The sequence below is a fragment of the Providencia lanzhouensis genome, from assembly GCF_050469745.1.
GTDB lineage: Bacteria > Pseudomonadota > Gammaproteobacteria > Enterobacterales > Enterobacteriaceae > Providencia > Providencia lanzhouensis.
Genome location: NZ_CP174123.1, coordinates 839,820 through 851,931, shown reverse-complemented (window position 1 = coordinate 851,931; position 12,112 = coordinate 839,820). Strand labels below are relative to the sequence as shown.

Annotated in this window: 12 protein-coding genes; 3 read left to right on the top strand and 9 right to left on the bottom strand. The window is 44.7% G+C overall.

Annotation, left to right across the window (positions count from 1 at the left end; translation table 11 throughout):
* Positions 1-67: 67 nt before the first annotated feature.
* The 9 genes from nusB to queA all read right to left on the bottom strand — a co-directional run bounded on the left by nusB (position 68) and on the right by queA (position 8,505).
* Positions 68-484 (bottom strand): transcription antitermination factor NusB, encoded by a 417-nt coding sequence (nusB, locus tag ACIH2S_RS03835; protein ID WP_036953841.1) that lies wholly within the window; start codon positions 482-484, stop codon positions 68-70.
* A gap of 69 nt (positions 485-553) precedes the next feature.
* Positions 554-1,027: a 6,7-dimethyl-8-ribityllumazine synthase gene (gene ribH, locus ACIH2S_RS03830; RefSeq protein WP_036953837.1), complete on the bottom strand. Its 474-nt coding sequence runs from the start codon at positions 1,025-1,027 to the stop codon at positions 554-556.
* 102 nt (positions 1,028-1,129) lie between these two features.
* A complete protein-coding gene (gene ribD / locus ACIH2S_RS03825; RefSeq protein ID WP_430248134.1) occupies positions 1,130-2,245 on the bottom strand; it encodes a bifunctional diaminohydroxyphosphoribosylaminopyrimidine deaminase/5-amino-6-(5-phosphoribosylamino)uracil reductase RibD in 1,116 nt (371 codons plus the stop codon).
* Between the two features lie 5 nt (positions 2,246-2,250).
* Entirely contained in the window at positions 2,251-2,700 is a 450-nt protein-coding gene (gene nrdR, locus ACIH2S_RS03820) for a transcriptional regulator NrdR (protein ID WP_006662792.1), read from the bottom strand.
* 116 nt (positions 2,701-2,816) lie between these two features.
* Positions 2,817-3,785: a protein translocase subunit SecF gene (gene secF / locus ACIH2S_RS03815; RefSeq protein WP_036953831.1), complete on the bottom strand. Its 969-nt coding sequence runs from the start codon at positions 3,783-3,785 to the stop codon at positions 2,817-2,819.
* A 10-nt stretch (positions 3,786-3,795) separates the two neighbouring features.
* A complete protein-coding gene (gene secD, locus ACIH2S_RS03810) occupies positions 3,796-5,643 on the bottom strand; it encodes a protein translocase subunit SecD (protein ID WP_071992161.1) in 1,848 nt (615 codons plus the stop codon).
* Between the two features lie 27 nt (positions 5,644-5,670).
* The gene (gene yajC / locus ACIH2S_RS03805; RefSeq protein WP_006657183.1) at positions 5,671-6,003 is read right to left on the bottom strand and encodes a preprotein translocase subunit YajC; all 333 of its coding nucleotides are present in this window, start codon (positions 6,001-6,003) and stop codon (positions 5,671-5,673) included.
* A gap of 216 nt (positions 6,004-6,219) precedes the next feature.
* Entirely contained in the window at positions 6,220-7,347 is a 1,128-nt protein-coding gene (tgt, locus tag ACIH2S_RS03800; RefSeq protein WP_036953825.1) for a tRNA guanosine(34) transglycosylase Tgt, read from the bottom strand.
* Positions 7,348-7,428: 81 nt separating this feature from the next.
* Positions 7,429-8,505, bottom strand: coding sequence for a tRNA preQ1(34) S-adenosylmethionine ribosyltransferase-isomerase QueA (queA, locus tag ACIH2S_RS03795; RefSeq protein WP_430248132.1), 1,077 nt, complete (start codon positions 8,503-8,505; stop codon positions 7,429-7,431).
* A gap of 193 nt (positions 8,506-8,698) precedes the next feature.
* Between queA and ACIH2S_RS03790 the strand changes: the two genes are divergently transcribed.
* The 3 genes from ACIH2S_RS03790 to ggt all read left to right on the top strand — a co-directional run bounded on the left by ACIH2S_RS03790 (position 8,699) and on the right by ggt (position 12,099).
* Entirely contained in the window at positions 8,699-9,310 is a 612-nt protein-coding gene (locus ACIH2S_RS03790; protein ID WP_272534879.1) for an ACP phosphodiesterase, read from the top strand.
* 206 nt (positions 9,311-9,516) lie between these two features.
* A complete protein-coding gene (locus ACIH2S_RS03785) occupies positions 9,517-10,119 on the top strand; it encodes a peroxiredoxin C (RefSeq protein WP_036953813.1) in 603 nt (200 codons plus the stop codon).
* 213 nt (positions 10,120-10,332) lie between these two features.
* On the top strand, positions 10,333-12,099 hold the full coding sequence (ggt, locus tag ACIH2S_RS03780; protein ID WP_154600150.1) for a gamma-glutamyltransferase: 1,767 nt from the start codon (positions 10,333-10,335) through the stop codon (positions 12,097-12,099).
* Positions 12,100-12,112: the final 13 nt, after the last annotated feature.

Genomic DNA, 12,112 nt, shown 5'->3' with positions numbered 1-12,112 from the left:
CTAGGATAGACTGGAACCCAGCCTACCCATTATGACTTACGTATTACAGGAGGGAACCTGATTATGTTTATTTCTTACGACGTACCGCAGGTGCTGCTTTATCTAACACACCGTTGACAAATTTATGGCTATCTTCGGCACCAAAAACTTTAGCTAATTCAATACCTTCGTTGATAGCAACTTTGAAAGGTACATCTTCTCTATAGCTTAGTTCATACATTGCTACACGTAAAATCGCTTTCTCAACTTGACCTAACTCTTCTAACTGACGAGATAAGTAAGGTGACATTAATTGATCCAGCTTCGTAGCATTGTTTGCAATACCAGAAATCAGCTCACGGAAATAGGTTACGTCAACGTCAGACATGTCCTGTTCAGCAATAAACTCATATTCTACGTCGGCAATAGGATTACCGGATAATTGCCATGAATAGATGGCCTGTACAGCACACTCACGAGCGCGGCGACGAGCAGCAGGTTTCACAAGATTCCCCTTAAATAAAAAAACTACACAGCATATCTCGAACTCACAGAGCCCGAGATATGGCGCGTATTATTTGCCTTTTACAGCTTTAATCACATTAATCATTTCGAGAGCGGTCAGTGCAGCTTCTGCACCTTTGTTACCTGCTTTAGTACCAGCACGCTCAATGGCTTGCTCGATATTTTCAGTGGTTAATACACCGAAAGTCACAGGAACTTCGCTATTTAATGCAACATGAGACAGACCTGAGCTGCACTCACCCGCAACAAATTCAAAGTGGGCAGTACCGCCACGAATAACAGTACCTAATGCGATAACTGCATCATATTTTTTGGTTTCAACCAATGCTTTCACGGTCAGTGGTAATTCATAAGCACCTGGCACCCAAACAACGGTGATGTTATCTTGAGCAACTTGGCCAATACGCTCTAACGCGTCAACAGCACCGTCCAGCAGGCTATCATTAATAAAGTTGTTAAAACGAGCGATAGCGATAGCAACACGCGCTTTTGGCGCAGCAACAACACCTTTGATTACGTTCATAATCTTCCTCAAATATTAATTACAACCCGCGGGGCGCGGATTTTATCACATTCTTTAGGTAACCGTACGAGTGAATTTCAGCAAACCGCTAAAAAAACACATTTACCATACAGGTCGTAACCTGACGCGAAGGTCATTTCCAACTTTCTCAACGTCAGTAAATTCAAATTGAGGCGCATCTGATAATGCGCTTAATTCAGGGAGACTCACTAACCCACGCGCAGTATCCCCAAGTAATTTAGGGGCGATATAGACGATCAGTTCGTCGACTAAACCGAGTTTTAATAACGAACCTGCAAGCTTAGCACCCGCCTCTACCCAAATACTGTTCACATTACGTTTCGCTAATTGCATCATCAAAATCACTAAGTCGATGCCATTATCATCAGCAGGAATAGCAAGCTGTTCGACATTTCCCTGCCATGTTTCTGTGGTATCCGGCGTTGGGCGAATTAGCCAGCATTCACCGTCTAACTGCGTCACTTTGTGTTCAGGTTTCACGCGATTGTGCCTATCTAACACGATACGAATAGGTTGGCGCAGCTTTTCTTCTGGGTATTGAGCTTGAACATCCGCAGGTAATTCGTTCCAGCGCACCGTTAATGCAGGGTCATCAGCAAGCACGGTATTACTGGTACTTAAAATAGCGCTGGCTTGAGCACGTAGAACTTGAACATCTTTACGCGACGCAGGGCTAGTAATCCACTTGCTTTCCCCATTCGCTAATGCAGTTTTGCCATCTAATGATGCAGCAAGTTTTAATTGAATATAAGGAAATGCGGTACGCATACGTTTTAAAAAGCCACGGTTTATTGCTTCGGCTTCTTCCAACAAAATATTACTAGCAGTTTCTATTCCCGCTTGGGATAGCATAAATAAGCCGCGACCAGCCACTTGAGGGTTAGGGTCTTGCATTGCAGCGACTACGCGAGTGATCCCCGCATTAATTAATGCTTCCGCACAAGGTGGGGTGCGACCGTGATGGCTACAAGGCTCAAGAGTCACGTAAGCTGTCGCGCCTTTCGCTTTATCACCCGCCATTCGAAGCGCATGGACTTCCGCATGCGGCTCTCCTGCTTTTTGATGATAACCTTCGCCGACAATTTCACCTTCGCGCACAATCACGCAACCCACATTGGGGTTCGGCGATGTAGTAAAACGCCCTTTTTTTGCCAATTCAAAGGCCCGGGCCATGTAGATACGGTCTTGTTCAAGCATCGGTATTAGTCCTGTAACTTGGCAATTTCTTCGCCAAATTCACGTACATCTTCAAAACTACGATAGACCGAGGCAAAGCGAATGTAAGCCACTTTATCGAGTTTTTTGAGTTCATCCATCACCAAATTACCAATTAACTTCGAGGGAACTTCGCGTTCGCCAGTCGCTCGTAGGTGGGATTTAATAGAAATTATGGCTTGATCGATAGCATCAGAACTGACAGGGCGTTTTTCTAGGGCTTTCAACATGCCTCTGTTGAGCTTTTCTTCATCGAAAGGCTCGCGAATGTCATCACTTTTAATTACCCGAGGCATAACAAGTTCCGCCACTTCAAATGTAGTGAAGCGTTCATGGCAAACCAAACACTGGCGGCGCCTGCGCACTTGTGAGCCTTCACCAACCAGACGCGAGTCAATCACTTTCGTATCTACAGCTGAGCAAAATGGGCAATGCATAGGAATTCCTGATTCTATTTTTGTAGGGTAGATAGTGTAACTCAGACCTGAAATGAAAAACACCCTGAGGATTATTTATCCGCAGGGTGTTTATGATACACGAGTGTCTGTATTCGTTATGGTAATAAAGACTCTTGATCTGCGCCTTCTTTCTCGACTTTCGCCTGAATTAAGTGCTCACGCTTCATACCCATCTTCAGTGCTAATGCAGAAGCCACATAGATAGATGAAATCGTACCAATCGTCACACCGATTAACATAACCAGTGAGAAGCCTTCTAACATCGCGCCACCAAACAGATACAGCATCAGAACCACTAATAATGTCGTTGCTGATGTCATGATGGTACGGCTCAATGTTTGGGTCAAAGAGACGTTCATGATTTCGTACGGTGTACCGCGACGGATCTTACGGAAGTTCTCACGAATACGGTCAGATACCACGATACTATCGTTAAGGGAGTAACCGATAACCGACATCAATGACGCCACGATAGTCATATCAATCTCAATGTGGAATAGAGACAGAATACCTAAAGTGATCACCACGTCATGAGCCAATGCCAATACGGCACCTGCCGCTAAACGCCATTCAAAACGGAAGCCAACGTAAATCAGGATACAGATAAGCGCTGTTAATAACGCTAATGCCCCTGTTTGTGCTAACTCAGCACCTACGCTTGGTCCCACGAATTCAATACGCTTAACCGTCGCTTGCTCATCAACGTTTTTATTGATGATAGTAATGATCTCTTTACCAACCTCTTGACCCGCTATGCCTTCAACCGGCGGTAAACGGATCATGATGTCTCGGCTACTACCAAAGTTCTGAATTAATGGATCTTTATGGTTCGAGTTAGACAGGCTATCACGAATTTTATCCAAATCAGCAGGCTGACTAAGGTTGATTTCAATGACGGTACCGCCCGTAAAATCGAGTCCCCAGTTAAAACCTTTAACACCGATAATCACACAAGAAGCGATCAGTAAAATGATAGAAATGCTAAAGGCAACGTTGTCCCAGCGCATAAAGTCATAGACTTTACGACCATAGTTCAATTGTTCAACAGTATAATCCTGTGCCACAACGTGCTCCTTAAATTGACAGCTTGTTAATACGTTTACCGCCGTATAGCAGGTTCACGATTGCACGTGTACCAACAATAGCTGTAAACATAGAGGTTGCGACACCAATCGCTGTCGTAATCGCAAAGCCTTTAATCGAACCAGTACCCACTGCATACAGAATTATTGCGGTGATTAAGGTCGTTAAGTTTGCATCGGTAATACTTGAGAAGGCGCCTTTATACCCTTCGTGGATCGCTTGTTGCACTGAGCGTCCGTTACGAAGTTCTTCTTTAATACGTTCGTTTATGAGAACGTTGGCATCGACGGCAACCGCAAGGGTTAGGACGATACCGGCAATACCTGGCATAGTCAGTGTCGCCCCTGGTAACAGAGACATCACACCCACGATTAAGACCAAGTTAGCCATCAGAGCACTACTCGCGATCAGACCAAATTTACGATAGTAAATAATCATAAACAGGATAGAGGCCAACAGACCCGCGATACACGCTTTCAGACCTTGCTCGATGTTTTGCATACCCAATGTTGGACCGATAGTACGTTCTTCAACAATTTGGATTGGCGCAATCAGAGCACCAGCACGCAACAGTAAAGATAATTGACGCGCTTCGTTCGCGTTATCAATTCCCGTAATACGGAATTTGCTACCGAAACGAGCTTGAATACGCGCGGCGTTAATCACTTTTTCATCTTTAACTAAAATCGCACGGCCTGCGGCATCTTTTTTACCACTGTCTTTGTATTCAACAAACAGGGTTGCCATCAGCTTGTCTTGGTTGTCACGAGTAAAGTCAGACATGATTGAGCCACCGGCACTATCAAGGCTAATACTGACTTGCGGATAACCATTTTCATCAGTTTCAGATGTAGAATCAGTAATATGGTCGCCCGTTAAGACAACACGCTTATACAGAACATAAGGCACGCCATTACGATCAGACTTAAGCTCTGAGTCACCCGGAATTCGTCCACTTTCTGCCGCTGCGCTATCAACACCAGTATTCACTAAGCGGAATTCTAAGGTTGCAGTTGCGCCTAAGATTTCTTTTGCGCGCGCAGTATCTTGGATACCCGGTAATTCAACAACAATGCGATCCGCACCTTGGCGTTGAACAAGTGGTTCAGCAACACCTAATTGGTTAACACGGTTACGAATGATCGTGATGTTTTGAGAGACGGCATAGTTACGCGCTTCACGTAAGCGCTCATCAGTCATAACAGCAATCATGGTGTTATCGCTGCCGTCAGAAAATACTAAATCTGGGTATTTACGCGCCAGTGTTTTCTCAGCAAGACTGCGATCGTCAGCGTTACGGAAGCGAACTTCGACGCTGTAATCACTGCCTTTACGAATAGAAGAGTACGCAATACCTGCTTGGCGCAAGTCATTACGCAAACCATCCATGTTTTGTTCCTGCAATTTACCTAATGCAGTGTCCATATCAACTTCCATCAGGAAGTGAACCCCACCACGTAAGTCCAGACCCAGCTTCATCGGTTCACCACCGAGAGCTTCAAGCCATTTTGGTGTAGCAGGTGCAAGGTTTAATGCAACAACATACTGGTCACCCAGTGCATTCATGATGACTTCACGAGCACGTAACTGAACGTCAGAGTTGTTGAAACGGGCTAAAATTGCCCCATTTTCGAGAGCAACAGATTTGCTCTGAATTTTGTCTGTTTCTAAAGCTTTTTGGACTTGGATCAGCGTTTGTTCATTGGCGGCGGTTCCCCGCACGCCAGTGATCTGAACAGCCGGATCCTCACCATATAGGTTTGGAAGTGCATACAGCAAACCGATGAGGATCGCAGTGATCAACATCAGATACTTCCATAAAGGATAACGGTTTAGCACGGCAGTTCCCTTCGGGAAAATTCAGAATTAGATTGCTTTCATTGTGCCTTTAGGTAGAACAGCAGCAACGAAATCACGTTTGATAGTTACTTCAGTGTTCTCACTCAGTTCAAGAACAACATAACCTGTTTCAGACACTTTAGTCACACGACCGATTAAACCACCAGTGGTTAAAACTTCGTCACCCTTAGCGATTGATTCCATCAGTTTACGGTGATCTTTAGCACGTTTTTGCTGTGGACGCAGGATCATGAAATAGAAAATCAGCGCGAAAACAACCAGCATAATAATCAGAGAGTACGGGCTACCTTGAGCGGGTGCGCCTGCTGATGCCGCTGCTTCAGAAATAAAAAAACTCATTCAACTTTCCTCATTGTTATTGAAAGCAATTTCAAACTTACACTTTAACTAGTTCAAGTTACATAAAATACATCAAACCATCATGTAACTAGAACCAAAAACTATAATTTGCACTAAATAATTCTTTTGGCTGATGCCAATAACCACAATCAGCTGCAAGAACGAAGGGTACAGCCCGATATGCTACACAGTTCGGGCTAACTTCGCACTTTAAATTCACTCTCTATTTAATGAAGGCTGGGCTTTGCCAATCTTCTGATAGAAATCCGCAGCAAACTGCTCAAAATTACCCGCTTCAATCGCTTGGCGAATACCCGCCATCAAGCGTTGATAGTAACGTAAATTATGGATGGTATTGAGTCGTGCACCCAAAATTTCATTACAACGGTCAAGATGATGCAAATACGCGCGGCTGTAATGACGACAAGTATAGCAGTCACACTCTGCATCGAGAGGTGATGTGTCTGACTTATACTTCGCATTACGGATTTTTACCACGCCACTGGTGACAAATAAATGCCCGTTACGTGCATTTCGTGTCGGCATCACACAGTCAAACATATCGATACCACGACGTACACCTTCCACTAAATCTTCCGGCTTACCAACGCCCATTAGGTAACGTGGTTTTTCTGCCGGAATTTGCGGGCATACATGCTCTAAAATACGGTGCATATCTTCTTTTGGTTCGCCGACTGCTAAGCCGCCTACAGCGTACCCATCAAAGCCAATTTCCACCAGCCCTTTCACGGAGATATCGCGTAAATCTTCGTAAACACTGCCTTGGATAATCCCGAACAGCGCATTTTTATTGTTCAACTCATCAAAGCGCTGACGGCTACGCGCAGCCCAACGTAATGACATTTCCATTGATGTCTTTGCGTAATCCCAATCTGCTGGGTACGGCGTACATTCGTCGAAAATCATCACGATATCGGAACCGAGGTCGTACTGAATTTCCATCGATTTTTCGGGGCTTAAGAAGACTTTTTCACCATTAATTGGATTACGGAAATGAACGCCTTCTTCTTTAATTTTACGCATTGCACCAAGGCTAAAGACTTGGAAGCCACCTGAGTCCGTTAAGATAGGACCTTGCCATTGCATAAAATCGTGCAGGTCACCATGTAATTTCATGATTTCTTGACCTGGACGCAACCATAAATGGAAGGTATTACCCAGTAAAATTTGAGCACCGGTTTCTTTCACTTCTTCAGGAGTCATTCCCTTAACCGTGCCGTAAGTTCCTACTGGCATGAACGCCGGAGTTTCTACCACGCCGCGTTCAAAAATCAGGCGACCACGACGCGCATTGCCGTCGGTTGTCTGTAATTCATATTTCACGTTTTATCTCCTAGCATCAGAAAAACAGTCTGGTGCTATTGGTTACTGAATCTAAGCAAGCAGCTACGCTGCCACTTATTCTTATTCTGCCGAGCCGACTTGCTCAAAACGAGCATTGGCGTTTGGCGTAATAAACATGGCATCACCATAGCTAAAGAAACGGTATTTTTGCTCAACAGCTTCTTTATAGGCTTGCATGGTGTTTTGATATCCCGCAAACGCAGAGACCAGCATAATTAATGTGGATTCTGGCAAGTGGAAGTTAGTGATCAAGGCATCAATCACTTGATATTCATAACCCGGATAAATAAATATCTGGGTATCGTCAAAGAATGGAGCAATTAAAGCGTTTTCGCTGGCTTTCGCGGCACTTTCGAGTGAACGAACAGATGTTGTTCCCACTGCAATCACACGATTTCCACGCGCTTTACACGCCAACACGGCATCGACCACCTCTTGCGGAACTTCCGCATATTCAGAGTGCATAATATGGTCTTCGATGGAATCAACACGCACCGGTTGGAACGTTCCCGCCCCGACATGCAATGTCACAAATGCCATCTCAACGCCTTTTTGGCGTAATGCTTCTAATAAAGGCTCATCAAAGTGTAAACCCGCTGTTGGTGCAGCAACCGCGCCCGGACGCTGGCTATACACGGTTTGATACAACTCTTTATCAGACTCTTCATCTGGACGGTCGATATACGGCGGTAATGGTATGTGACCAATCTGGTTAAGAATGCTTAATACATCGCGCGCATCATCAAAACGCAGCTCAAACAGTGCGCCGTGACGAGCGACCATCGTTGCATTCACACTTTCATCTTCACCCAGTAGCAGCGCTGCACCTTCTTTTGGTGCTTTAGAGGCTCTAACATGAGCTAAAACACGATGTTCATCGAGCATACGCTCAATCAAAACCTCAATTTTACCGCCGCTCGCTTTACGACCGAACAATCTAGCAGGGATCACGCGAGTGTTGTTGAACACCAGCAAATCCCCTGGCTCCAATTTTTCAAGAATATCGGTAAACACACCATGCGTGAGCTGTCCCGTGGCACCATCAAGACCAAGTAAGCGACATGAGCTACGCTCAGCCTGAGGATAGTGGGCAATAAGTTCTTCTGGTAATTCAAAAGTAAAATCGGATACACGCATTGTATTGACATCAATCTAAAAAAATAAGGCGACTAGTCTAGTGCTGCACTGCCTTTGGCGCAAGAAATAAGCGCCATTTTGTATAAAAAAACACCAATATTATGCAAATATTTTCTGAAACCGCACGGAATGTGTCGGCTGTCTTTTTTCTTTCAATTTTTCGTTTCTGACATTTTTCGTTTATAGTACCGATATGAACTATCTTGCTCATCTTCATCTTGCCCATCTTGCTAAAAGCTCCCTATTGGGAAACATGATGGCAGACTACGTACGCGGTAATCCTGCGGGAGCTTATTCTCCTGAAATTGTTGCAGGGATCCGCATGCACAGAGCCGTAGATAGAACCACCGATACCCATCCGCTCGTCAAACAAGCTCGTCAGCTATTTCGCGAAGAATACCGCAGAGTCGCACCTATCACCCTGGATTTAGTCTGGGATCATTTTCTTTCTCGGCATTGGGAGCGTCTCGTTCCCTCACATTCACTCTCTGATTTTGTGCATTTTGCCAGGCAAACCATTGAACCAGATTTGTGTCATACCCCTGAAAAATTTCAGGAGTTAAATGAGTATCTCTGGTCTCAACAATGGTTGACCCGATACGCAGAAAAAGCGTATATCGGTAAGTCACTGAATGGTATGGCAAGGCGCCGCCCAAAACTCGCGGCTCTAAGTGGCTCATTCGATGATTTTCTGCTTAATTATCTAGAACTTGAACATATTTTCTTTCAGTTTTATCCACAAATGATTGAGGCGGCAAAACAGCAACTTTTTGCCCAAGAGTTCACATTACGTGCATCCGAATAAATTAAAACTTGCACTTTAATGGAATAAAACTATCTTATTGATATTAATCTGCCAAATTGATACCATTGATAGGTAAAAGCTATCATATCAATTGGTTTTAATGTCTTTATTCTCCAAGGATAAAACCTTATCCTTAGGTTATATTTATCCGCATGCCCCATTTCGATTGCGGAGATAGAAACCCTTAAAACTCATAGGAGTACATTATGGTTCTGGTTACACGTCAAGCCCCTGACTTTACTGCTGCAGCTGTTCTTGGTAATGGTGAAATCGTTGAAAACTTCAACCTGAAAAAACACCTGAACGGTCGCCCAGCTGTGATCTTCTTCTGGCCAATGGACTTCACTTTTGTATGTCCTTCAGAACTGATTGCATTCGATCATCGCTATGAAGAATTCAAAAAACGCGGCGTAGAAATCGTTGGTGTTTCTTTCGACTCAGAATTTGTTCATAACGCATGGCGTAAAACTCCTGTTGATAACGGCGGTATCGGTGAAGTTAAATACCCGATGGTTGCTGATATCAAACGCGACATCATGAAAGCTTACGGCATCGAGCACCCTGAAGCGGGCGTTGCTCTGCGTGGTTCTTTCTTAGTAGACAAAAACGGTGTTGTTCGTCACCAAGTGGTTAACGACCTGCCATTAGGCCGTAACATCGACGAAATGCTGCGTATGGTTGACGCGCTGCAATTCCACGAAGAGCACGGTGATGTTTGCCCAGCTCAGTGGGAAAAAGGTAAAGAAGGCATGAACGCATCTCCAAAAGGCGTTGCTGCTTACCTGACTAAGAACGCAACTGGTCTGTAATTTGACCTGTTAAGTTTTCAAGTGCCGGCTTAATGCCGGCATTTTTGCATCTATCCCTATCTAAAATTTTTTCCTACCGCGTTAACACTTTTTCACTTTTGTTATTCAATCCCTCAAACCATTCATGCTATATCTGGATGATACAAATATTTAACAAATTATTTATTTGTATTACATCTACGCGTTACTTCCTCATTTAATCGGGAGATACCAATGATAAAAAATGCATGGCGCCCTTCTTTACTACTGATTTCGTTACTAACTTCAAGTCAACTTTATGCTGCTTCAGAACCTGCCGTTGAAGCAACAAAAGGCATGGTTGTCTCCTCTCAACACCTTGCTTCACAAATTGGTGCTGACATTTTAAAAGCCGGAGGAAATGCGGTTGATGCGGCAGTTGCAGTGGGTTATGCCCAAGCAGTCGTTAACCCTTGCTGTGGCAATATTGGTGGTGGTGGTTTTATGACACTCCACCTTGCGGATGGTAAAGATATCTTTATTAACTTCCGAGAAACAGCCCCAAAAGCCGCCAGCGCTGATATGTATTTAGATAAAGACGGCAAACTTATCAAAGATGCCAGCCTATATGGCTACCTCGCATCGGGTGTACCGGGTACAGTGAAAGGCTTAGATTATGCCCTTGAAAAATATGGCACCATGAGCCGCCAACAAGTAATGGCGCCCGCGATTAAACTGGCTCGAGAAGGCTTTGTCCTAACCCGTGGTGATACCGATGTGCTCGACACAACGACCGAACGCTTCAAACAAGATCCCGAAGTAGCTCGGATCTTCTTAAAACCGGATGGAAGTGCTTACCAACCGGGAGACTTGCTGGTACAAACCGATTTGGCAAACACGCTGGAAAAAATCGCCAATAAAGGCCCCGTTGCATTCTATGAAGGGGATATTCCTAAAATTGTAGAAGCCGCATCGAAGAAAAATGGCGGGATCCTAACAGCTCAAGACTTTGCTGATTACTCCATTTCAGATACCACTCCCGTTAGCTGCACCTATCGTGGTTACAAATTTATCTCTGCACCACCACCAAGTTCGGGCGGCGTAACTATCTGTGAAACCCTCAATATTTTAGAAGGTTATGATCTCAAAGAGATGGGCTTCAACTCCGCTGAATATATTCATACGCTGACTGAAGCGATGCGCCACGCCTATATGGACCGCAATACATTCTTAGGCGACCCTGCATTTGTAGATAACCCGACAGGTAAGCTACTCAGCAAACAATACGCCGCTGATTTGCGCAAAGAGATTGTGCCAAATAAAGCGACACCATCCACTGAAGTTCAACCGGGAATAGGACCTCACGAAAAACCAGAAACGACCCACTATTCGGTCGTAGATGACAAAGGCAATGCCGTTTCAACCACTTATACAATCAATGGTCGATTTGGCTCTGTAGTGATTCCGCCAGGTACAGGTTTCTTCCTGAATGATGAAATGGATGATTTCACCACCAAAGTGGGTGAGAAAAATCTGTATGGCTTAGTACAAGGGGAAAGAAACTCTATCGCCCCCGGTAAGCGCCCACTATCATCAATGAGTCCGACAATTGTCACTAAAGATGGCAAAGTCTTCTTAGTACTCGGCTCTCCAGGAGGCTCAAGGATCATTTCAATTACCTTGCAAACTGCACTAAACATTATTGACCACGGCATGCCACCACAAGAGGCGGTAAATGCCCCTCGCATTCACCATCAATGGCTGCCTGATGAGGTTTATTATGAGCAACGCGGCGTGTCTAAAGACAGTTTAGCGTTACTCGATAAAATGGGTTATAAAATGGTAGAGCAGACCCCATGGGGCGCTGCTGAGCTAATTATGATCGGTATTCCTGACGGTGCGGGTGTGAGTGCGAAATCTTCCGGCAACGACTCTGCCGTTTCTGGCAAAGTCCGTGAAGGCTTTATTTACGGATCTAACGATGTTCGCCGCCCTGCGGGCAGTGCGGTGGGTGTGAATTAGTTAGTCGATAACT

What these genes read in the sequence shown, in the direction of transcription:
- ribH (WP_036953837.1), bottom strand. Translation starts at nt 1,027, where the DNA reads ATGAACGTAATCAAAGGTGTTGTTGCTGCGCCAAAAGCGCGTGTTGCT.
- ribD (WP_430248134.1), bottom strand. Translation starts at nt 2,245, where the DNA reads ATGCTTGAACAAGACCGTATCTACATGGCCCGGGCCTTTGAATTGGCA.
- nrdR (WP_006662792.1), bottom strand. Translation starts at nt 2,700, where the DNA reads ATGCATTGCCCATTTTGCTCAGCTGTAGATACGAAAGTGATTGACTCG.
- yajC (WP_006657183.1), bottom strand. Translation starts at nt 6,003, where the DNA reads ATGAGTTTTTTTATTTCTGAAGCAGCGGCATCAGCAGGCGCACCCGCT.
- queA (WP_430248132.1), bottom strand. Translation starts at nt 8,505, where the DNA reads ATGCGTGTATCCGATTTTACTTTTGAATTACCAGAAGAACTTATTGCC.
- ACIH2S_RS03790 (WP_272534879.1), top strand. Translation starts at nt 8,699, where the DNA reads ATGAACTATCTTGCTCATCTTCATCTTGCCCATCTTGCTAAAAGCTCC.
- ACIH2S_RS03785 (WP_036953813.1), top strand. Translation starts at nt 9,517, where the DNA reads ATGGTTCTGGTTACACGTCAAGCCCCTGACTTTACTGCTGCAGCTGTT.
- ggt (WP_154600150.1), top strand. Translation starts at nt 10,333, where the DNA reads ATGATAAAAAATGCATGGCGCCCTTCTTTACTACTGATTTCGTTACTA.